Below are 21,465 nucleotides of genomic sequence, written 5' to 3' on the forward strand. Positions count from 1 at the left end.
CGAAACCGCATGTTTTCCACTCCCGTCCGTGAATGCTGTGGTGCCCACATGAGCGGTGAGCCTTTTTCGCCGTCGGCTTCGGACCTGCGCCGTGGCTGGCGGTGCACCCGTGAGACGGAAAAGGCTCAGTGACACCTGAATCCACGTGAAGGAGATTTTCTGTGCAACCGTTAGGGGTTGCCGTGATCGGCGCCGGCTACTGGGGCCCGAATCTGGTTCGCAACTTCGCGAGCTCGGGATCATGGCGTCTGCGCTGGGTCTGTGACTTCGACACCGATCGGGCCCGGGCGGTGGCCGGGCACCTCGGCGACGTGCGGGTGACCGCGGATCTCGGCGAGGTGCTGTCCGATCCGGAGGTCGCCGCGGTCGCCATCGCGACGCCGGCGGCCAGCCACACGGAGCTGACTCTCGCCGCCATTGACGCCGGGCGCCATGTCCTGGTCGAAAAGCCATTGGCGGCGACCGCCGCGGACGGCGCGAAACTCGTCGCGGCCGCACAGGCCGCCGGGGTCGTGCTGATGTGCGACCACACGTACTGCTACACGCCGTCGGTCATGAGGATTAGAGAGCTCACCCACAGCGGCGAGATCGGCGACATCCAGTACATCGACTCGGTGCGCATCAATCTCGGGCTCATTCAGCCGGACGTCGACGTGTTCTGGGATCTCGCCCCGCACGACCTGTCCATCCTCGACTTCGTACTGCCGGCGGAATTCGCGCCGCTGTCCGTGACGGCCCTCGGCGCGGATCCCGTGAACGCCGGCCGCAGCTGCGTCGGGTATCTCACGATGCCCCTGCGAGGGGGCGGGATCGCGCACATCCACGTCAACTGGCTGAGCCCCACTAAGATCCGGAAAACCGTGGTCGGTGGCTCCCGCAAGATGATCGTGTGGGATGACCTGGAGCCGTCCCAGCGGCTCAGCATCTACGACAAGGGCGTCGAGATCAGCGAACGCCCGCTGGATGACCGGGCCCGCCGGCTCGTCTCCTACCGGGTCGGCGACATGGTGGCCCCCGCCCTCGCCGAGACGGAGGCGCTGCGCGGTGTGGTCACCGAGTTCGCCGACGCGATCCGCGAGGGGCGCCCGGCGCGAACCGACGGCTCCTCGGGGCTCCGGGTCCTGAGAATGCTCGAAGCCGCCGCCGAAAGTGCCGCAAAGGGCGGCCAGACGGTCCCGCTGCCAACCGAAGGGAAAGGTCTCCCCGCATGACCGAGATCGCCGGTCGTCGTGTTCTCATCACCGGCGGCGCCGGTCTCATCGGGTCACACATCACCGACCAGCTGATTCCGCACGAGCCCGCCGAGATTGTCCTCCTCGACAACTTCACCCGCGGCCGGCACGAGAACATCGCCGCCGCGCTGGAATCGGGCCTGGTCACCGTCATCGAAGGTGATGTGCGCGACGCCGACACCGTCGCCAAGGCCATGGCGGGGGTTGACCTCCTCTTTCACCAGGCCGCGATTCGCATCACCCAGTGCGCCCAGGAACCGCGGCTGGCCTACGACGTCCTCGCCACCGGAACCTTCAACGTCCTGGAGGCCGCGGTCGAGGCGGGTGTGAGCCGGGTGGTGGCTGCTTCCTCGGCGTCCATCTACGGGCTGGCCGAGCAGTTCCCCACCGCGGAGAACCACCACCCGTACGACAACCGCACCATCTACGGGGCGGCGAAGCTGTTCAACGAGTCCCTGCTGCGCAGCTTCAACGACATGTTCGGCCTCGACTACGTGGTCCTGCGCTATTTCAACGTCTACGGGCAGCGCATGGACGCCCACGGCGCCTACACCGAGGTCCTGATCCGCTGGATGGAGCGCATCGAGCGCGGTGAACGGCCACTGATCTTCGGTGACGGCAGCCAGACGATGGACTTCGTCCACGCGGTCGACATCGCCCGGGCCAACGTCGCCGCCGCCCGCTCCGACGTGTCGGACCAGGTGTACAACATCGCGAGCGGGCAGGAGACGAGCCTGCTGGAGCTCGCGCGCGCGCTCTGCGAGGCGATGGGCAGGAGCGACCTCGAGCCCGAGTTCGGGCCGGAGCGCAAGACCAACCCGGTGCCCCGTCGCCTCGCCGACATCTCCCGGGCCCGGGACGACCTCGGCTTCGTCGCCTCCATCGGTCTGCAGGACGGCCTGCGTGAGCTGGTGAGCTGGTGGCGCGGGCTCGGCACCACCACCAGCGCCACCGCAGCGTCGGCAGACAGCACCGCCGCCGCGGGCTCCGCCCGATGAGCCCGGATTCGGCGGCAGCGACCGCCGCCGCGCCCGCGGCGCCCGCCATGCTCCCGGTCATGCGGCCGTGGCTGGGTGAGGAGGAGGCCGAGGCCGCCGCGGCCGCGGTCCGGTCGGGCTGGGTGGCCCAGGGCCCGCGCGTCGCGGAGTTCGAGCGGGCGCTGGCGGCGCGTCTCGGCGCCGCCGAGGCCGTCGTCGTCTCCAGCTGCACCACCGCCCTTCACCTGGCGATGGTGCTCACGGGTGTCGGGCCCGGCGACGACGTCGTCGTGCCGTCGCTGTCGTTCATCGCCACGGCCAACGCGGTCCGCTACGTGGGAGCCCGTCCGGTCTTCGCCGACGTGGATCCCGTCACGCAGAACGTCACGGCGGCGACGGTCGAGGCGGCGCTGACCCCCGCGACCCGCGCGGTGATCGCCGTCGACCAGGGCGGCATGCCCCTGGACGTCGAACCGATCCGCGACCTGTGCCTGCGCCGTGGTCTCGAGCTCGTGCAGGACTCGGCGTGTGCGATCGGCTCGACATACCGGGGCCGGCCCGTCGGCGGCGACGCAGCGCTCGCCGCCTACTCCTTCCACCCCCGCAAGCTGCTCACGACCGGGGAGGGCGGCGCGCTGGTCACCGACCGTCCGGAATGGGCGGCACGGGCACGGCGGCTGCGCGAGCACGGCATGACCGTGAGCGCCGCGGACCGGCACAGCAGCAGCCGCATCGTGATCGAGGACTACGCCGAGACCGGCTACAACTACCGGATGACCGACGTCCAGGCCGCGATCGGGCTCGTGCAGCTGCGCCGCCTGGACGAGCTGATCGCACGGCGCCGCGAGCTGGCCGCCGACTACCAGCAGGCCCTCGCCGACGTGCCCGGCCTTCGGGTGTGCGCGGACCCGGCCTACGGGACGGCCAACTACCAGTCCTTCTGGGTCGAGCTGGCCGACGGCTTCCCCGGCACCCGCAACGGGCTGCTCGAGCATCTGCTGCGGGACGGAATCTCGGCCCGGCGGGGCATCATGGCCGCGCACCGGGAGCCGGCCTACGCCCAGCAGGGTGAGGTCGACCTTCCCGTGACGGAGCGGCTCACCGACCGGACGGTCATCCTGCCGCTCTTCCACGAGATGACCCAGGACGACGTGGCGAGGGTGGTGGCGTCCCTGCGCGCGGCGGCACACGGCTCCGCCGCCAGCCCGAGCAACGGCCAGGGCGATGACTGAAGCGACTGCGGCAACCGGCCGGGCGGCCATGACCGCCCGGACGACCCGGACGGTTGGAAGGACGGCAGCCAGATGACCACGGTCGACAGAATTCCCTTCGTGGACCTCGCGGCCGCGCACCACGCGGTCGCGGACGAGGTCGCGGCGGGCTTCGCCCAGGTGCTCGCCACCACCTCCTTCATCGGCGGCGCCCCGGTCACCGAGTTCGAGCGGGAGTTCGCCGCCTTCAGCGGTCGCCAGCACTGTGTAGGGGTCGGCAACGGCACCGACGCGATCGAGCTCGCGCTGCGCGCCCTCGGCGTCGGCACGCGGCCCGACGACGAGGTGATCCTGCCCGCGAACTCCTTCATCGCCACCGCTGAGGCGGTCTCGCGCGCCGGTGCCCGGCCGGTCCTGGTCGACGCCGACGAGACCTACCAGCTGGTGGACCCGGCCCGGGTCGCCGAAGCCATCACCGCCCGTACCCGCGCCGTGATCCCCGTCCACCTGTTCGGGCAGCTGGCCGCGCTGGAGCAGGTCCAGGAGGTCATCGGCGGGCGGGAGATCGCGATCGTCGAGGACGCGGCCCAGGCCCAGGGCGCGACCCGCAACGGCGCCGGCATCGGCTCCGCCGGGCCGGCCGCGACCAGCTTCTACCCGGGCAAGAACCTCGGTGCCTACGGTGACGCCGGCGCGGCTCTCACCGACGACGCCGACCTCGCCACGACCATGCGGGCGATCTCCTGCCACGGCAGCCTGACCAAGTACGAGCACACCCACCTGGGCTTCAACTCGCGCCTGGACACCCTGCAGGCCGTGGTCCTGCGGGCCAAGCTCCGCCGGCTCGCGGCGGCGAACGAGGCACGCCGCACCGCGGCGGCCCGCTACGACCTGCTGCTCTCGGACGCGGAGAAGTCCCTCGGCATCGACCTCGGCCGGCCGCAGGTCGCGCCGGGAAACGTGCACGTCTGGCACCTGTACGTCATCCGGGTGCCGGAACGCGACCGCGTACTGGGCCGGCTGCAGGCCGCCGGGATCGGCGCCGGCGTCCACTACCCGCAGCCGATCCACCGCACCGTGCCCTTCGCCGACCATGCTCCCCGGCCGTGCCCGGTCACGGATCTGCTTGCGGGGCAGATCCTCTCCCTGCCGATCTATCCTGAGATCACTGACGCCCAGCAGCAGCGCGTCGTGGAAACCCTGATGAAGGCGTTGGTCGACAATGACAGCTGACGTGGCGGTTCACGGCGCGGTTGACGGTGTGGTTGACGGCGCGGCAACCACCGCCGGCGGGGTGCGGGCACCGTTCGTCCACCCGGCGGCGCTGTGCGAGAGCGACCAGGTCGGGCCCGGCACCCGGGTGTGGGCGTTCGCGCACGTCCTGCCGGGAGCGGTGATCGGCGCCGACTGCAACATCTGCGACCACGCGTTCGTCGAGTCCGAGGTGCGCCTCGGGGACCGGGTGACGGTCAAGAACAACGTGGCGCTGTTCAACGGCCTGACCGTCGAGAACGACGTCTTCCTCGGCCCGAACGCGGTCTTCACCAACGACTACAACCCGCGTGCCGCCGTCAAGAAGACCAGCGACGACCTGCTCCCCACCGTCATCCGATCCGGGGCCACGATCGGGGCGAACGCCACCATCGTCTGCGGCGTCACCATCGGCGAGAACGCCTTCGTCGGCGCCGGCACCGTGGTGATCCGGGACGTCCCTCCGGGTGCCATGGTCGTCGGCAACCCGGCCCGGCACATCGGCTGGATGTGTGCCTGCGGCGAGCGCCTGGGCGACGACCTGGCCTGCTCCTGCGGCACCCGCCACCGCATGGACTCCGCCAGCGGCGGCGTCGTCACGGATCATGCCTGATCCGTCCGACGAGAACAGCACGTCGGGTCCGCCGTCACCCCGCGGCCGTCGGCCTTCCGCGGAAGATCAGGAAAGAACAGTCACCCTCGCCTGGGATCCGGCCCAGCTCGACACCGCGGCGGGCCGGGATCCGGCGGAGGAGGACATCGAACGCACCGTCCTGGTGACCCGACCGGGACTCCCTCCCAACCGGGAGCCACCGCAGGAGGACATCGAACGCACCGTCCTGGTGACCCGACCGGCGCTGCCTGCCGACCGGGAGCCACCGGAAGAGGACATCGAACGCACCGTCCTGGTGATCCGCCAGCCAGCGACGTCCGGGCCGAGCACCGGCCCGGACGCACTGCTGCCGGTGGGTCCCGGGGAACCCGCGGCGCATGGGCGCGGGAGGGACGCGTTGGTCCGGCAGGACGCCGAACCAACGATGATGATCAATAATTTCGCTTCCCACCAGCGGTCGAGCACGGGCGCACTCGCCCTGCGGCCGGCGGATCTCGGCCCCGTCGTCAACCGGCGCCGGGCCGCCGAGACCCCGGACGACGAGCTGAGCAGCAAGGTCCGCAAGGGCCTGGGCTGGAGCTTCCTCAACAACGTCATCTCCCGGGCCGGCGTGCTGATCATCGGGATCGCGCTGGCCCGGATGCTGGTACCCGAGCAGTTCGGCATCTTCACGATCGCGCTGACCTCGATGCAGCTGCTGATGAGCCTCAACGACGCCGGGATGACCACCGCCCTGATCCGCTGGGAAGGTGACATCCGCGAGGTCGAGCGCACCGGCGTCACCCTGATCATGGCTTTCAGTACCGGCCTCTACACGGTCTTCTTCGTGAGCGCGCCCCTGGTCGCCAAGCTGGCGAACATTCCCGACGCGTCCTGGGTGCTGCGCGCCCTCGCGCTGACGATCCTCATCGACGCCACCGCGGCGGTGCCGACCGCCCTGCTGACCCGCTCGTACTCCCAGGGGCGGCGCACCATCGCCGACACCGCGAACCTGCTCGCCTGGGCCGGGCTGTCCATCGGGCTCGTCGCGAGCGGGATGGGCGTCTGGGCGCTGGTGATCGGGCGGCTGAGCGGCAACCTGCTCGGCGCCGCCATGATCTTCGCGCTCGCGCCACGCCGGCCGCTCCCGGGCTTCCGCCGTGACATGGCCAGGCGGCTGGCGGCCGACGGCGTACCGCTGAGCGGCTCGGCCATCCTGACCGTCTGCATGCTGAACGTCGACTTCACGATCACCGCCCGGATCCTGGGCCCGGTGGCGCTCGGCTTCTACTCGCAGGCCTTCAACCTCTCGAGCTGGCCGGTCAACATGTTCTCGTTCGCCGTCCGGCGGGTCAGCCTGGTCGGGTTCTCCCAGCTCGTCGCCGAGCCCTCGCGGCTGCGGTACGTCTATGCCAGGTCGCTGGCGCTGCTGGTCGCCGCCACCGTTCCGGTGTGCGTCCTCCTCGTCGTGCTGGGAAAGGCGGCCATCGAGGCCGTCTACGGCGAGAAGTGGCTGCCGGCCGCGGAAGCACTGCGCCTGCTGGCACTGCTGTCCATCATCCGGGTCGCCGTCGAGATCACCGACGACCTGCTGGTCGCCGTCGGCAAGGCCCGGACGATGGTGCGGCTCCAGGTGATCTGGCTGGTCGCCCTGGTACCCGCGCTGTCGGTCGGTGCCCATCTGGACGGCGTGCGCGGGGTCGCCATCGGGCACCTCGGGGTCGCCGTGGTGATCGTGGTGCCGGTTTTCGCCCTGGCGCTGCGCGGGCTCGGCTTCCGCCTGTCGAAGGTCGCCGGGCTCCTGGTCAGACCGGTGCTCGGGGGCATCGCCTTCGCGGTCGTCGCCCAGCTCGGCCCGCTGGTGACGACGGTACCGGCGCTGCAGGTCCTGATCGGCGGGACCGCGGGGGCCTTGGCCTACCTGGCCATCGTCGCCCCGATGCGCGGGATGATCCGGCAGGCCTCCGGCGGCTCCGCCGCGGGCGACTCCCACAAGTCCTGGTGAGCCGTCCGCGGACCGGCCGGTGCTCCGCTTAGCGCGGGCCGCCGGCCGAGGCGCCGCCAGCCGGGGTGGAGCCAGCCGGGGTGGAGCGGTCCTGGGTGCCCCGGGCCACCGCCACGTCCGCCCAGTTCGACGGCGCGGGGCCGCCACGGAGCCGGCTGCGTACCGAGGGCGGTATCACCCGGCTGGCGGTGGCCCGCGGCGCGATCGCGGCCAGATCCCGCAGGATGTCCAGCCGGGCCGGGGGCCGGCTCACCGCCTCGCGCAGGAATCCGTCCAGATTGCGCCCGCCGACCTCCAGCGAGTAGCGACGCAGGACGAGATCGCGGGCCCAGCCGCCGAGGCGCGCGCGCAGCTCGGCGTCGACCAGCAGGGTCTCCAGCTGCCCGGCGAGGTCGGACGGGGTGCCGTCGCCGACGCCGTAGTAGCCCCGCCAGAACAGCGGAGTCACGGTGTCCTCGCTGACCACGGTGGAGAATCCGCGCTCCCCCGTGAGCAGGACCGGCTTGCCGAAGGCCAGGCCTCGCAGCGCGGAGCCGCCCATGCCGAGCACGATGTCGGCGGCGGCGTAGGCACCACGCGGATCGAGCATCGGGCCCGGCACGGTGACGACCTCACGGCCCGCCGCCTCGTTCACGACGGCCGCACGGCGCCGCAGGTCATCCTCGGCGGTGCCCGAGCCAACGACGAGGAAGCGCACCGGGTACCGGGCCGCCAGCTCGCCGACGGCCTCGATGCCCCGGATCAGCCCTTCCAGCTTCAGCCAGCCGACCAGCCGGGAAACGGCGACGACGAGCAGTTCGTCGGCTCCGACACCGTGCTCCTTGCGGACGACGGTGCCGTCCACCGCGTCCGGGTCGTCCCGGCCGGTGTCCACCGGTGGCTCCAGCAGCAGCAGCCGGCGGTGCCCCAGGGAGCGGGCCACGTCGACCGTCTCCTCGGTCCCGAACGTCATCGGCACCGACTTCGGCAGGTGCGCGGACACCGAGAGGTTGTTCATGTCGCTGCCGGCGAAGGGCACCCCCAGCGGCCCCAGCGCCCCCATCGAACCCAGCGCCAGCAGCGCGTTGACGCACTGCGGCCAGTCCCACGCGTGGACGACGTCGGGCCGCTGCTCCCGGACCACCCGGGCCAGCGCCGCGATCATCCGGGCCGATGGGGCCCCGAAGGCCGCGGGGGCCGGCAGCAGGCGGATCTTCCGTTCGTGCAGCAGTGCCGCCGCCGGCCCAGGAGTTCCGAAGAAGACCACCTCGTGGCCATGGGCGTCACGCAGCTGGGTGGCCAGGTCGATGGCGTTGGTCTGACTTCCGCCGATCTCCAGGTGGTGAGGGTAGACCAGGATCTTCACAGTGCTCTCCGCTCGGGTCAGGTCAGGAGCGGCACTAGGACAGGCTGGTGGTGAACACGACGTCAACCCAGTAGTTGCTCTTGCCCCCGTTACCGGTCGGGAAGCTCGAAGCGCCGTACTTGTACACGCCGTTGGGTCCGTCGACGCCGTTACCGAGCGCGCGTACGGGCGCCCTGGTCGTCGTCGAGTCGAGGTAGTTCGACGTGTAGGAGTACCGGCCCGCCGAGGAGTTGTACGACGCGACGTAGGTGGTGCCCGCCGTCACCTGTATCGGGGTGCTGAGCGATACCTGCTGCCAGCCCGAGGCCGACTCGTTCGAGAAGGTCGCGGTCGCAAGAAGGTTACCGCTTGCATCCCACAGGTGACCGATGTGGGTACCTGTGTTGGCCGCGCCCTTGTAGAAGCGCAAACCAGTGATGTAGCCGTTCTGGTCCGCGCGGAACTTGACACCCACCTCGACGGCGGCGGTGTCAGAGGCGGCCGCGACCGCCGGGGTTGCCGTCGCGGGGAAGATCGAGCAGGGGCAGGTCACAACCGGGGTGAACTGCCACGAGTTCGCCGCCATCGTGTTGCCGGCCAGGTCCTTGGCCGAGACCGTCACCGTGTGCAGTTGCCCCGAGTACACCGCCCCGCTGGGCACCAGCGTCGCGGTCGAGGTCTCCCAGTTGTAGCTGACGTTCCCGGCCACCGTGTTGTTCGCCGCGTCCTTCAACGTCAGGCCGATCGTCGACGGGTTGACGGGCTCGTTGAAGGTGACGGTGATCGGAGCCGACGCGTCGCTCGTCGCGCCGGGCGCCGGGTTGCGGTTCGTGATCTGCGGCGCGGTGGTGTCCGGTGACCCGCTCAGGACGAAGACCGCGTCCACCCAGTAGTTGGCGCTCAGGTAGGTGTTGGTCGGGAACGCCGTGCCGCCGTAGGCGTAGACACCGTTGGGGCCGTCGGCCCCGTTGGCCATCACCACCATCGGCGAGGCGCTCACCGGCGGGTTGGTGAAGTAGTTGGCCGTGGCCGCGTAGTAGCCGGTGTTGGAGTGGTACGAGACGACGTACGTCGTGCCCGGCGTGACCGCCACCGGGGAGGCGAAGGTGACGGTCTGCCAGCCGGACGCGGTCTCGCCCGTGAAGACCGCGGTAGCCAGCCGGGTGCCCGTCGCCGACCAGAGGCTGCCCAGGTGGGTGCCGGTGTTGCCGGTGGACTTGTAGAACCGGACGCCGCTGATGTAGCCGGGCTGGTCGACCCGGAACTTCATGCCGACCTCGATGGCCTGCGAGTCACCCGCGATCTGGGCCGGAGTGGTGGAACCGAACATGGTGCAGGGGCAGGACGGCGGAGCCATCGTGAAGCTCCACGTCTGCGGCCCGTCCAGCGGGTTGTCGAACAGGTCCTTCGCGCCCGAGACCGTCGCCGTGTAGCTGGCACTGGTGACGAGCGACGCGGTCGGGGTGAACTTCGCGGTCTGGGTCGGCGCGTCGTAGCTGACGGTGCCCGCGACGGTGTTGTTGGCGGCATCCTTCACCACCATCGAGATGGTGCTCGGCTGCACGGCCTCGCTGAACGTCGCGGTGATCGGCGTGCCCGCTGCGACGTTCGTCGCACCGGGCGCCGGGGTCACACCGGCCACCACGGGCGGCACCGAGTCGCTCGGGGCGGTGGTGTCGAAGACGACGTCCACCCAGTAGTTCGCCGCCTGGGCGGTGTTCGTGGGCAGGCCGCTCGCACCGTACTTGTAGACACCGTTACCGCCGGCGTCGGTGTTCGACAGCGCCCGGATCGGGGCGGTGCCGGCACCGGCCGTCGCGAAGGCGCCGGTGGTGTACGCGTAGTGCCCGACCGGTGCGTAGTAGGAGGCCGTGTAGGTCGTTCCGCTCGTCACGGCGATCGGCGGCCAGATCGAGGCCTGCTGCCAGCCGGTCGCCGACTCGCCGGTGAAGGTCACCGAGGCCAGCTTGTTGCCGGCCGCGTCCCACAGCGACCCGACGTGGGTGCCCGTGTTGCCGGCTCCCTTGAAGAAGCGCAGCCCGTAGATCCAGCCGTCGCTCGTCGCCTGGAACTTCACCCCGAGCTCGATCGCGGACTGCTCAGGGCTCGCCTGCACCGCCGGTGTGGCGGAGGCGTCCCAGATGGTGCAGGGGCAGGTGCGTGGGCCGGCCGTGGTGAACGACCACGACACCGGGTTCATGACGTTGCCCGCGGCATCGGCGGCACCGGACAGCACCGCGGTATAGGTGCTGCCGCTGGCCAGGGTCGCGTTCGGGGTGAGGGTGAGCTTGCGCTCCTGCGCGTTGAAGGCGACCGTCGACGGGACCACGACGTTGGCCGCGTCCCGGAGCACGAACGAGGCGCTCCCGCTGGTGATGTCCTCCGAGATCGTGGCGGTCACGGTGGTGGCCGGGTCCACGTTCGTGGCGGCGGACGCCGGAGTGCGCGCCGTCACCGACGGTGGCGTGACATCCGCCGCCGAGGCGTCGGAGAAGATCGCGTCGACCCAGTAGTTCCAGGCGGAGTTGATCTGGCCGGACACCGCGGCGACCGACTGGTTCGGGAACTGCCCCGCCGCTCCGTAGCGGTACACCCCGTTCGACGCGGTGGGACCGCCGGGCAGGGCCTTCAGCGGAACGCCCGTGGTGCCCGCGTTCGTGAAGACACCGGCATCGGCCGCGTAGTGGCCGGACGGAGCGTGATACGCGATCACATAGGTGAGGTCCTTCGACACGCCCACGGCCTGCGGGAAGAGGACCGTCTGCCAGCCGCTCGCGGTCTCGTCGGCGAAGGTGCCGCTCGCCAGCAGGGTGCCGTCGGCCGTCCACAGGGTCGCCGTGTGGGTGCCGGTGTTGCCGGCGCCCTTGTAGAAACGGGCACCGGTGATCGAGCCGTCCATGGTCGACGTGAACTTCACGCCCAGGGTGATGGCCGAGCCGTCGCTCGTCGCCGGGTTCACCGGGACGGCGTCGGTCGGGAAGATCGTGCAGGGGCAGGACACCGTGGTCGCGACCTGGGCGACCGCGCCGATGTTGCCACTGTCGTCCGAGGCGCGGACCTGGATGGCCACCGCCCCGACGCCGACGACCGTGCCGGTGTACGACCAGGACTCACGCCCCTTGGCGGGGTGCCACGTGGCACCGCCGTCCATGGACACCTCGACACCGCCGACGACACCGCCACCGGAGTCGGCCGCCGTCCCGGAGACGGTCACCGTGGCTCCGTTCGCGTGCGCGACACCGCTGGTGGGTGAGGTGATGGTGACGGTCGGCCCGGTGTGGTCCGTCGACTTGGTCGCCGCCGTCAGCCCGCTGATCAGCGTGTCGGGCTGGGCGTCCATGTCGGCGAGCACATTGACCGTGGCCTGCTGCATCCGCTGGTCGGGCGCGGTGTTGTTCGGGTTGGCCTGGTCCAGGCCCCAGGACCACTGGATGGTGCCGGCGCCGAAGACCAGCGCGCCGCTCGCGGCGCGGTACATCGTCATCGCGTGCGACGCCGACCCCGGCGAGACGACGTTGCCGTAGGCGTCCTTCACCACCGACGTCGCGTTCGCCACGTCCGAGTGGGCGACCTGGAACAGGCCGGCGGGCCGGAACCCGTTGTCGATGTCGGTGTCCCACTCGTAGGCGAGGGTGCTCGGCGCGAGAGTGGCCACCTGGCCGTCGCCGAGCTCGTCGACACCGGTGTTGCGCCAGAACCGCATCTTGCCGTCGTCCGCCGGCACCTGGATGTCGTGGTAGTCGCTCTGGACGACCCAGTACGTGCCGGTCAGCGCGTTCTCGGGCTTCCCGCCGTCCGACGTCGCGGAGAAGCGGGTGTCACGCCAGGTGCCGGTCCACTCGCTGGACGGGTCGATCTTCGCGTTGTCCCGGGATTCCTTGTAGCAGACCATCGTCCGGTACGCCTGGCCCGAACCGTCGATGCTCTGTTCCCAGCGGACCTTCCAGTAGACCTCGTTACCGGAGAAGAAGGCGAGGTTCACTCCCGCGTCGCGAGCCGCCTCGACGTTGTCCCGCTGTGCGCCCGACCAGTACTCGTCGTGCCCGGAGGAGATGAACGTCCTGTGGTTCTGCAGCAGCGCACCGGACTTGTCGGCGTCGATGCCACTCGTGTAGCTCAGGTCGTACCCGTTCGCCTCCAGGAACCGGATCATCGGGTATTCCGCGCTGAGCACCCAGTCCTGGAACTTGTTCTGCGGCGTGGCGAACGGCCGGTTGTAGCTGACCTTCTTCGCCTGGTGGCAGTCGTCGCCGAGCTCGTAGAGGCTGTACCCGCCGTAGCAGTTGTACGCCTGCCAGGTCGTGTCCGAGGCCTGCACCAGGACGTCGCTGTGGCTGGAGTCGTCCCGGACGACCCAGGTGATCTGGCCCTCGCCGCCGGTGTCCTCCCGGTGGAGGATCGCGAAGTAGATGCCGGAGACAGCGGTGGAGGGCACCGCCCAGGACGCCGACTCGGCCCAGTTGCCGCAGTCCACCAGATGGGTGGTGTTGTCGGTGTAGCAGGCCGGTTGAGCCTGCGGCAGGGCGGCGCTCGGCGTGATCGTGTCGAGCTTGCGCGCACCGTTGCCCTGGTAATAACCCATCCGGTAGATGTCGATGCGGTACGCGGAGGCGTCGGTCTTCACCTTGAAGTGAATCGTCTCGCCCTTGTTGACGCTGATCTGCGTCCCGAAGCCCTGAATTGTCGGGTCACCGGCCCCGGAAAGCTTCCACTCGGACGGCGCCGTGCCGGGCAGGCTGTTCTCACAGACAATCGGGTTCACGGGGGCGTCGCAGGGACCCGTGGTGGTGGCCTCGGCAGCCGGGAGCGTCTGGGTGCCCGGCATCACGGTGAAGCCGACCAGCGAGGCCGCCACCAGCAGGGCGAGAACCGCCACCCGACGCGGCGCCAGCCGCACCGCCGCCGCCAGGGCCATCACACCCGGCCGACGGCGCGGCGACGGACCGGTCGATCCACGGCGCCACGAACTGGCAACGCGCCGACGAGACTGCATGACGATCTCCCACTTTTCCGGGACGGGTACCGCGCCCTTGCCCCGGCCGCCGGGTCAGGTCCGGCCTAGGCGACAGATTCGGGTTGGAGCCTTGTCGGATGCGGGTGGGAGGGGTCGTCGAAGCCGTCATCCCCCGGCACGCGCACGTCGATCTCAGATCGTGGACGGTTCAGGGGAAGTCATGTAGGTGCGACACGGCGGCGGAACGCGCACAGCCGACCACCACGCGCGGACATCTGCCGCGACAGCTGGCTGACACTCATTCGGACCCCCCCGAGGCCACGCGACACACCCCCCCTTTTGGGTGCCGCTGCGGCGATCCGACACGGTAGCGCACCAACCGTCGGCGAGCAAACCGCCACATACCATCGCTCGAACGCAGTTCATCTGTTGTCGATTGTTGCCGATATTGGCCGGAAACGCAGCGAGGTGGGTGGCTCGAGCGCCACCCACCTCGCGATACCAGCCAGCCCGCCGCCACCGCATCAGTCGGTGACGGCGCAGTACTCAGGGAGTGACCGTCGCTCCCGTGTCAACCCAGACGTTGCCCGAGGCCTGGTTCCCGTTGACGGACTCGAAGCCCGCGATCGTTCCGTAGGTTCCACAGGTCGGGTGGTACCGCCGACCGAACGTGTTGTCGAGGATGCGGACGTTGCTGGCGAGCGGGAACGCCTTCTGCGCCCCGGAGCCCCCGTACACGCAGTAGGCCCCCTGGGTGTTGAAGAGGTTGTACCGGATCAGCACGTTCTGAATGGGCGCGAAGTCTCCGAACAGGCCGACCGAACCCGAGCACATGTCATTGCCGTCCGGAACCGCGCACTCGATGTTGTTGCCGACGAGCGTGAGGTTCGAACCGCCGTTCGAGAGGAACCCGTCCATGTGGGACGAGTGGTTGGAGTACAGGTCGTGCACCCAGCTGTTCTCGACGACCGTGTTTCCGTCCGAATAGATACCCGCCCGGAAACCGTGGATGTCCGCGCGCCGGATGGTCATGTTCGAGTTGCCGACGCCGGTCCGGTCACAGGCCAGCCCGTCGCCGCTGACCTCGACGTCCTCGACCAGGGTCGGGCCGACCCTGTCCTCCACGTAGCCGGCGTCGATCGCGCCGCGGTCACCACAGCCGTGCACCCGGACATTCCGAATGGTCACGTTCTTGGCCCGCACGGTGATGGTGCCGGTGATGTCCAGCCCACTGATCACGGTGTTGTCCTTGGTGACCGTGATGGATCCGGACGGGGTCAGCGCCACCCCCGGCTTGACCCCGGTGCTGTCCGGGCCAGGCCAGGCGCTGGGCGGCGCGGAGACACCGGAGGTCTGCGGCGTGGCCTGCGGGACCGTCGCACCACCGCCCGCCGGCGCGGGCGCCTGACCGGTGGGTGTCGCCGACGCGGTGGTGGTCGCCCCCGGCGTGGCGCTGGCGGACGGGCCGGCGGACCCGGCCGGTGACGCGGGCGCGGTCGCGTTCGGGCCCGGCGAGGGCGGCACGGTGACCGGGGCTCCCGCCCCCGAGGTAACCGGCTGGAACTCGACGTCCACGTAGTAGTTGCTGTCGCGCCAGGTCTCGTCGGGGAAGGCCGCGGCGCGGTAGGTGTACACCCCGGCGAGCGCGATGAGCGGCCCGACCTTGCGGACCTTTCCGGCGCCGAAGTAGTCGACCTGATCGACATAGCCGCCGGAGTCGACCTGGTAGGCGGCGACGTAGGTCTGCCCGGCCTGAACGGCGACCGGACGCTCGAACGCCCCGCGGCGCCAGCCGGCCTGGTCGCTGTTGGGAATCGTCAGCGTGCTGAGCTGCCGCCCGTCACCGGACCAGAGCGCACCCGTGTTCGGGCCGCCGCCCGCGGTCGGGCGGTAGACCCGCAGCGCGGAGATCCGCCCGGACACCTCTGGGCGGAACCGCAGCCCGAGCACCACCTGGCGGGTGTCGGGGCTGGTCTCGACCGTCAGCGCCCCACGCCCGTTCCACAGGCTGACCGGCCCGGACGACCCCCTGCCCGACCGGCCGGCCTCCGCCACGGTCAGGTTGTCCGACGCCGTCCGCAGCCCTACCACCAGGCCGACGAGACCGCCCGCCAGGGCCACGACCAGCATGATCGACAGGCGGCGGCTCGGCCTGCGGGCCGGGCGCGGCGCAGCGGCACCCCGCTGCCTTCGTCGGCGCCCGCCTCTGCCTGGTGGCCGCGCGCCGCCCTGCCGGCCGGAGGCGGTCGATGCGAGGGCTGCGACTTCAAGGTCGGCAGGATCGAAGTCGGCAGGATCGGGACCAGCCAGGTCAGCGCCCGCGAGGTCATGCTCCGCCAGGTCATGGTCCGCCAGGTCATGGTCCGCCAGGTCATAGCCATCCGGATCGAAACCGGCCGCCGCATAGTCGGCCAGCTCATAGCCACCCGGATCGAAACCGACCACGCCAGCGCCCGCCAGATCATGATCCGCAAGCTCGTGACCGGCCGTACCGAAAGCGGCCATCTCAGCGCCCGCCAGATCGGCGCCTGCCAGGTCATGACCAGCCGTACCGAAACCCGCCACACCGGCGCCCGTCAGATCATGACCAGCCGTACCGAAACCCGCCACACCGGCGCCCGTCAGATCATGACCAGCCGGATTGAATCCGGCCAGGTCAGCGCCGGTCGCGGTGCCGTCCGGCACCGGTGTGCCGGTGACCGGACCGGCCTCCGCCCGGTCGGCCATCTCTGCTGAAACGTGAAATTCGCTCCACGTATTACTCGCGGTCATTGCGTGCCTCCCGGTCGGTCCCCCCCGGAGATGGACACGGAACCGTCAGGTCGTGTGACCCGGATCGCTGCGGCGAAATCAGCGGCCCGACGAGCCCAACTGTGGCTTTCCGCGAACGCGCGACGAGCGGCGGCCGCCTGGCCGGACCGCTCGCGTTGCAGCTCGGCGGCTACAGCTGCCTCGAACTCTGGCGGAGTGGTAGCAGTGACTATCAACGATGAATCCAACCAACGGGTAGCCGGCAGATCCGTCGACACAGCCGCCCGCCCCGCTGCGAGGTACTCGAGGGTCTTCAGTGGAAAACTACCACGGTTGAAGGCGGTGTCGGCATAGGGCACGAGGCCGACGTCGATGGCCTTCAGATAGCTCGGGAGCGACTCGGCGGGCTTCCGCCCCACCGATACGACGTTCTTGCGGCCGAGCAGCGCCCGCATCCGATCCGGCTCGAACGTTGGATCGATCGGGCCGACCAGAAGCAGCGAATGACCGGCCTCGGCAACCGCTTCCAGCAGACCGAGATCTATTCGCGCATTGATATGCCCGACCAGACCGGCAACCGGGCCGGGAAGGTCCACGTCTTCCGGATCCGCCGCGGTCTCCACGCCGGCGAACGCCTCGGGATCACAACCATACGGAATGAGGATCGGGCTCGCACCCAATGCGGTCAGTTTGTCATGAACGACGGGACTCGCGGTAATAACCACATCCGCCTTCGCCGCCACCCGCACCTCGGCGACCTGCACCCGCACCGGGTCGAGCCCGAGCAGCGCCGCACCGCCGGCGTAGTCGTCCTGTGCCCAGTAGACGCGCAGCCGTTCCCGGGCTGCCCCGAAGGCCGGGAACAGCACGTCCGCCTCCACCAGCGCCGCGACGGGTACACCGAGGTCACGAACGGCGCGTCTGATCTGGCGGCGGACGATCTCCGAGTTCGCCGTGGCGACGCCGCGCCGGCGCAGCCCGGGCAGCACCACCGGCGCCAGCTGTGCCAGGTTGTCCGCCACCATGCGTACCCTGGGCGCGGCAGGCGCGGCGATGTCCGCCCGGCGCCTCGGCGTCGCCGGTGAGATCGGCGGGTCCACATACAGAACAGGTACGTGGCGGGCCAACTGCTCCGCGAGTGAGCGGTCGTGTAGTTTGACGCCATCCCAGCGGTTGGTCGCACACACGGTGACGCATTGACGCCACTGAGCAGCCCCTGCCAGGTCGGGCGCACGCACAGCGCGGCTCATCGGTCCCCCCTCCGATTGCGCATCCACGCCAATGAATGCGTGGCCGATGGTAACCGACCGGTATCCCGTCAGGGAGCACCGGCTGTGCGCCCTCCCGAGTACCTGCCCTATGGTGGTAGCCGAACAGATGACGCCGGCCCGTCACCTTCACGGACTGGATCTCCGCAGCAGGGGGCGAGATCCACTCTGCCATGCGAAGCTCACGGGAACGGATACTTCCGCCTGACGCCGCCGGACCGGCGAGGGCGCCTTGGGGGGACGGAATGGGGCGGGCCCGGGTTGCGCTGGCCGCCGTGCTGGCGGTGGGGGCGGTGCTGGGTGCCGTCACGTTATTCATGCGTCCGGCACCCCAGTCGGCGAGCGTGGCCGTCGTGCTCCGTGTGGACAAGGGCCGCGACGACGCGCTGAACGCCCAGTTCGCGGGCGAGCTGCTGATCTATTACGCCCGTTCGGAGCTCTCCCGGCCCGGGGCGCTCGGCCCCGAGCAGGTCACCGACTTTCAGCTTGCCTTCTCCCGCAACAGCACCGAGCCGTTCGCGGACATCGTCGGCCGCAGCACGATCATCAACATTGTCTCCGCGGACAGCGACGGCGCGGTGGCCCGTGACACGGTCAACGCGGTCGTCAGCCAGCTGTCGAAGCGGCTCGAGATCTGGCAGGACGGAATTCCCGACGCCAAGCGCATCGTCCTGGTGCCGCTGCCGCGAGCCGGCAAGGATTCCAGTGGCCCGGCAGGCCCGGCGTCCTATGCCGGCGGCAGTCGCCCGCGGGCAGCCCTGGGAGTTCTCCTCGTCGCCGTTCTCGTCACCGCGGCCGTGGGCACCAGCCTCCGGCGAGCGCGGCCGCGATGAGCGCTCCCCCGCGGCAAGCCCCAGCTCAAACCACATCTTTGCCGTTGCTGCGACCATGGGAACGGCAAAGGTTGCACTCGAGGCCGTCGGTGACGGCGCCTACCCGTCCACAGCTTCCGCCGCGTTCAGGAAGTCAGGTCTTCCGGATCGGCACCGGGGGGAACACGTAATGCAACTGAACGGACCGCTCACGATTCTGCTCCGGCGGTGGCGACTCACCGCCGCTGGAGTTGCTCTGACCGTGGTCGCCGCGATCGGCGCCTTCGTGATGACCCCCGTCAGCTATCAGGGATCGTCCCAGGTCTTCCTTCTGCCGTCGGCCGTCTCCGCGGAGACCGGCAAGGTTGACAATCCGTATCTGGGATTCGGGCAGTCGTTGCGCATTACGGCGGAGGTGATCAGCCGCCTGACCAGCACGGCCGAAGCCGTTGACGAAGCCGTGAAGCACGGGGCCACAGCGGGGTACATGATCGGTATTCCCACCGACGCCGCCGGCCCGGTACTCAACGTGCAGGCCGAGGGACCCGACCGGGCCGCGGTCGTGACCACCGTCAACTATGTCGTCACCAAGCTCGGCGAGGTGCTGGACCAGGAGCAGGAGAAGGGCGGCGCGCCCCGGTCGTCGTGGTTCGTCCTGAACAAGATCACCGAGGAGCCGGTGGTCACGGTCACCAAGAAGGCCCGCTACACGCAGGCGGCGATGGCTTTCGCGGTCTGCTGCCTGCTCACCTTCCTGGGCGTTCTGCTGTTCGACCGGTTCCGCTCGCCGCGGCCTGCCGGTGACGCCGATGCCCCGATGTCACCCACCGGGCCGTCCGCGCCGACCGACAGTGACGGCTACGGGGAGATCGGGCGCCCCCGGCGCCCGGCCGCGGGGCCGCAGGAGCACCGCGAGCGCCAGCGATACGACGAGCCGAGCACCTTCGACGGGGCACCGCAGGGTCGCTCGGACCACGACACCGAACGCACCTACCGCATTCCGCTGCGGCGTCCCATGTCACTGGACGACGACCCGCAGTCGGGCTACGACCGCCGACCGCTTGGCAGCGACCGAAAGTCATGATCAGCGGAACGTCGCGGTCCGCTACCAGCCCCCCGGCCACCACATCTCGCGCCAGCGGCCCCGGCGCGGCCCTGGCTCCGGCCCCGTCCACCCCTTTGGCCGCGCCCCCGACGTCGGCGTCGGCAGCGGCGTCGGCCCCGGCCTGGCTCCGGTCGACCTCGCACCTGGACACGGTCAGCCTGCTCACGCTCTTCCTGTTCCTGCTGCTGGGCCTGTCCGCGCAGCTGGTGATCGGTTCGCTCGGTTCGGCCGCGACACCGGCCAACCTGATCGGTCTCGCCGGCCTGCTGTGCTGGCTCGGCGGGCGGCTGCATCCGGCTCTGGGCCTGGACCAGGCGGCGAACCCGGTGCGCGTCGCCGCGTTGATGTTCATGGTCGTGGTCCTGCTCAGTTACACCGCGTCCAATGGCCGGGTCACGTCCGCGGTCGAGATCCGCGCGGCCGACCGGGGCCTCATCGCGACCCTGTGCTGGCTGGGGATCATGCTGATCGCCTGCGACGGGGTGAGCAGCCTCGATCGGATGGAGACCCTGCTGCGGCGCCTGGCCATCGGCGGCGGGCTGCTCGGCCTGCTGGGGCTGGTGCAGTTCTACACCGGGTTCAATCCGCTCGCCGCGGTCAAGCCGCCCGGCCTGCAGCCGATCGCGGCGTTCGACGAGCTGAGCACCCGGTCGGACTTCGTCCGGATCAAGGCGACCGCGAGCCATCCGATCGAGGCCGGCGTCGTGTTCGCCGCGATCCTGCCGTTCGCCCTCCACTTCGCCCTGCAGCCCGCTGCCACCCGCCTGCGTGGTCGGCTCCGCTGGGTGGGCGTGGTCATGCTCCTGGTCGCGCTGCCGATGACCCTGTCCCGCGGCGGCCTGCTCGCCGCCACGGTCACCTTCATCGTCCTGTTCACCGGCTGGTCGTCCCGGATCCGCGTGCGGGCGCTGATCATCACGCCGGTCTTCCTGGTGATCATGCGACTGGCCGTGCCCGGCCTGCTCGGCACCGTGCGAAGCATGTTCGCCGGCATCTCCGAGGATCCGAGCACCTCGGGCCGGACCAGTGACTACGCGACGGTCGGCCACTACTTCGACCAGTCCCCGCTGTTCGGCCGAGGATTCCGCACGTTCCTGCCGAACATCTACCGCACCCTGGACAACCAGTACCTGGGCAGCCTGGTGGAGATCGGCGCGGTCGGCATGGTCGTACTCATACTGCTGTTCGCAATCCCGCTGACCTGCGCGGTGATCGCCCTGCGACGCGCCCCCGACCAGCGGACGAAGGACCTCATCCGGGCGCTGGCCGCCAGCGTGTTCGCGGTGATGCTCAGCTACGCCACCTTCGACGCACTGAGCTTCTCACTGATCGCCAGCCTGACCTTTCTTCTGCTCGGTTGCTGCGGCGCCGCCTGGCGCCTTACCCGGCAGCCGGCCCACCGCGAGAGGAACAACGCCCGATGACCGCACCGGGACCGGCCGCCCGAGCCCGCCAGGTGGCCAGGGACATGGTCCGCGACGTCGTCCTGAACGGCGCGCTCGCCGCCCCGGTGACCCCGCGCCCGCTGCGCGCGCAGCTGCTGCACCGCACCGGCATGCGGGTGACCGGAGCCGCGATCTCCCCCGGCTGCTGGTTCGGCGGCCGGAACGTCTCGATCGGGCCCCGGACGTACGTCAACCGCGGCTGTTTCTTCGACTCGTTCGCGGACATCACGGTCGGTGCCGACTGCCATCTCGGCATGCAGGTGCTCCTGTGCACCAGCACCCACGAACCCGGTACCGGACGGTCACGCGCGGGGGCGCTGGCCGGGCGCCCGATCGTGATCGGCGACGGCTGCTGGCTCGGCGCCCGTGTGACGATCATGCCAGGCGTCACGGTGGGAGACGGGTGCGTCATCGCCGCGGGCGCCGTCGTGACCGCGGACTGCGAGGCTGACGGGCTCTACGCCGGCATTCCGGCCCGCCGGGTCCGTGATCTGCCGCCGCGCGCCACGAGCTGACCTGACAGGCCACAAGCTGACCT

The 21,465-nt window shown here is 70.2% G+C and carries 14 protein-coding genes; 10 read left to right on the forward strand and 4 right to left on the reverse strand.

What is annotated here, in order from left to right; all coding sequences use genetic code 11:
* The first annotated feature begins 161 nt into the window (after window positions 1-161).
* The 6 genes from ACG83_RS07575 to ACG83_RS07600 all read left to right on the forward strand — a co-directional run bounded on the left by ACG83_RS07575 (window position 162) and on the right by ACG83_RS07600 (window position 7,268).
* A complete protein-coding gene (locus ACG83_RS07575) occupies window positions 162-1,211 on the forward strand; it encodes a Gfo/Idh/MocA family protein (RefSeq protein WP_054565281.1) in 1,050 nt (349 codons plus the stop codon).
* A complete protein-coding gene (locus ACG83_RS07580) occupies window positions 1,208-2,230 on the forward strand; it encodes an NAD-dependent epimerase/dehydratase family protein (protein ID WP_054565282.1) in 1,023 nt (340 codons plus the stop codon). Before ACG83_RS07575 ends, ACG83_RS07580 begins: the two co-directional genes overlap by 4 nt.
* Window positions 2,227-3,441, forward strand: coding sequence for a DegT/DnrJ/EryC1/StrS aminotransferase family protein (locus ACG83_RS07585; RefSeq protein ID WP_054565512.1), 1,215 nt, complete (start codon window positions 2,227-2,229; stop codon window positions 3,439-3,441). Before ACG83_RS07580 ends, ACG83_RS07585 begins: the two co-directional genes overlap by 4 nt.
* 72 nt (window positions 3,442-3,513) lie before the next feature.
* On the forward strand, window positions 3,514-4,653 hold the full coding sequence (locus ACG83_RS07590; RefSeq protein ID WP_054565283.1) for a DegT/DnrJ/EryC1/StrS aminotransferase family protein: 1,140 nt from the start codon (window positions 3,514-3,516) through the stop codon (window positions 4,651-4,653).
* On the forward strand, window positions 4,643-5,284 hold the full coding sequence (locus ACG83_RS47565) for an acyltransferase (protein WP_054565284.1): 642 nt from the start codon (window positions 4,643-4,645) through the stop codon (window positions 5,282-5,284). Before ACG83_RS07590 ends, ACG83_RS47565 begins: the two co-directional genes overlap by 11 nt.
* On the forward strand, window positions 5,277-7,268 hold the full coding sequence (locus tag ACG83_RS07600; RefSeq protein WP_054565285.1) for a lipopolysaccharide biosynthesis protein: 1,992 nt from the start codon (window positions 5,277-5,279) through the stop codon (window positions 7,266-7,268). The genes ACG83_RS47565 and ACG83_RS07600 overlap by 8 nt, the downstream gene beginning before the upstream one ends.
* A 28-nt stretch (window positions 7,269-7,296) precedes the next feature.
* Here the strand turns inward: ACG83_RS07600 and ACG83_RS07605 are convergent, their stop codons facing one another.
* The 4 genes from ACG83_RS07605 to ACG83_RS07620 form a co-directional block, all read right to left on the reverse strand.
* Window positions 7,297-8,613 (reverse strand): glycosyltransferase family 4 protein, encoded by a 1,317-nt coding sequence (locus ACG83_RS07605; protein WP_054565286.1) that lies wholly within the window; start codon window positions 8,611-8,613, stop codon window positions 7,297-7,299.
* Between the two features lie 34 nt (window positions 8,614-8,647).
* Window positions 8,648-13,507 (reverse strand): DUF4082 domain-containing protein, encoded by a 4,860-nt coding sequence (locus tag ACG83_RS07610; protein WP_063793024.1) that lies wholly within the window; start codon window positions 13,505-13,507, stop codon window positions 8,648-8,650.
* Window positions 13,508-14,092: 585 nt separating this feature from the next.
* Window positions 14,093-16,273 carry a DUF4082 domain-containing protein gene (locus tag ACG83_RS07615; protein WP_054565288.1) on the reverse strand — a complete coding sequence of 727 codons (2,181 nt, stop codon included), beginning with the start codon at window positions 16,271-16,273 and terminating at the stop codon, window positions 14,093-14,095.
* 41 nt (window positions 16,274-16,314) lie between these two features.
* Window positions 16,315-17,547: a glycosyltransferase gene (locus tag ACG83_RS07620; RefSeq protein ID WP_152991266.1), complete on the reverse strand. Its 1,233-nt coding sequence runs from the start codon at window positions 17,545-17,547 to the stop codon at window positions 16,315-16,317.
* A 263-nt stretch (window positions 17,548-17,810) separates the two neighbouring features.
* On the opposite strand from ACG83_RS07620, the gene ACG83_RS07625 reads away from it, so the two are divergent.
* The 4 genes from ACG83_RS07625 to ACG83_RS07640 all read left to right on the forward strand — a co-directional run bounded on the left by ACG83_RS07625 (window position 17,811) and on the right by ACG83_RS07640 (window position 21,442).
* Window positions 17,811-18,398: a hypothetical protein gene (locus tag ACG83_RS07625; protein WP_006544151.1), complete on the forward strand. Its 588-nt coding sequence runs from the start codon at window positions 17,811-17,813 to the stop codon at window positions 18,396-18,398.
* A gap of 169 nt (window positions 18,399-18,567) precedes the next feature.
* A complete protein-coding gene (locus ACG83_RS07630) occupies window positions 18,568-19,461 on the forward strand; it encodes a hypothetical protein (RefSeq protein WP_054565290.1) in 894 nt (297 codons plus the stop codon).
* On the forward strand, window positions 19,458-20,906 hold the full coding sequence (locus ACG83_RS07635) for an O-antigen ligase (RefSeq protein WP_083473049.1): 1,449 nt from the start codon (window positions 19,458-19,460) through the stop codon (window positions 20,904-20,906). Before ACG83_RS07630 ends, ACG83_RS07635 begins: the two co-directional genes overlap by 4 nt.
* A complete protein-coding gene (locus ACG83_RS07640; RefSeq protein ID WP_091281767.1) occupies window positions 20,903-21,442 on the forward strand; it encodes a DapH/DapD/GlmU-related protein in 540 nt (179 codons plus the stop codon). Before ACG83_RS07635 ends, ACG83_RS07640 begins: the two co-directional genes overlap by 4 nt.
* Window positions 21,443-21,465 lie beyond the last annotated feature (23 nt).

The sequence above is a fragment of the Frankia sp. R43 genome (assembly GCF_001306465.1).
Lineage (GTDB): Bacteria > Actinomycetota > Actinomycetes > Frankiales > Frankiaceae > Parafrankia > Parafrankia irregularis.

What these genes read in the sequence shown, in the direction of transcription:
- ACG83_RS07580 (WP_054565282.1), top strand. Translation starts at nt 1,208, where the DNA reads ATGACCGAGATCGCCGGTCGTCGTGTTCTCATCACCGGCGGCGCCGGT.
- ACG83_RS07625 (WP_006544151.1), top strand. Translation starts at nt 17,811, where the DNA reads ATGGGGCGGGCCCGGGTTGCGCTGGCCGCCGTGCTGGCGGTGGGGGCG.
- ACG83_RS07620 (WP_152991266.1), bottom strand. Translation starts at nt 17,547, where the DNA reads ATGAGCCGCGCTGTGCGTGCGCCCGACCTGGCAGGGGCTGCTCAGTGG.
- ACG83_RS07600 (WP_054565285.1), top strand. Translation starts at nt 5,277, where the DNA reads ATGCCTGATCCGTCCGACGAGAACAGCACGTCGGGTCCGCCGTCACCC.
- ACG83_RS47565 (WP_054565284.1), top strand. Translation starts at nt 4,643, where the DNA reads ATGACAGCTGACGTGGCGGTTCACGGCGCGGTTGACGGTGTGGTTGAC.
- ACG83_RS07615 (WP_054565288.1), bottom strand. Translation starts at nt 16,273, where the DNA reads ATGGCCGACCGGGCGGAGGCCGGTCCGGTCACCGGCACACCGGTGCCG.
- ACG83_RS07635 (WP_083473049.1), top strand. Translation starts at nt 19,458, where the DNA reads ATGATCAGCGGAACGTCGCGGTCCGCTACCAGCCCCCCGGCCACCACA.
- ACG83_RS07585 (WP_054565512.1), top strand. Translation starts at nt 2,227, where the DNA reads ATGAGCCCGGATTCGGCGGCAGCGACCGCCGCCGCGCCCGCGGCGCCC.
- ACG83_RS07590 (WP_054565283.1), top strand. Translation starts at nt 3,514, where the DNA reads ATGACCACGGTCGACAGAATTCCCTTCGTGGACCTCGCGGCCGCGCAC.
- ACG83_RS07640 (WP_091281767.1), top strand. Translation starts at nt 20,903, where the DNA reads ATGACCGCACCGGGACCGGCCGCCCGAGCCCGCCAGGTGGCCAGGGAC.
- ACG83_RS07610 (WP_063793024.1), bottom strand. Translation starts at nt 13,507, where the DNA reads ATGGCCCTGGCGGCGGCGGTGCGGCTGGCGCCGCGTCGGGTGGCGGTT.
- ACG83_RS07630 (WP_054565290.1), top strand. Translation starts at nt 18,568, where the DNA reads ATGCAACTGAACGGACCGCTCACGATTCTGCTCCGGCGGTGGCGACTC.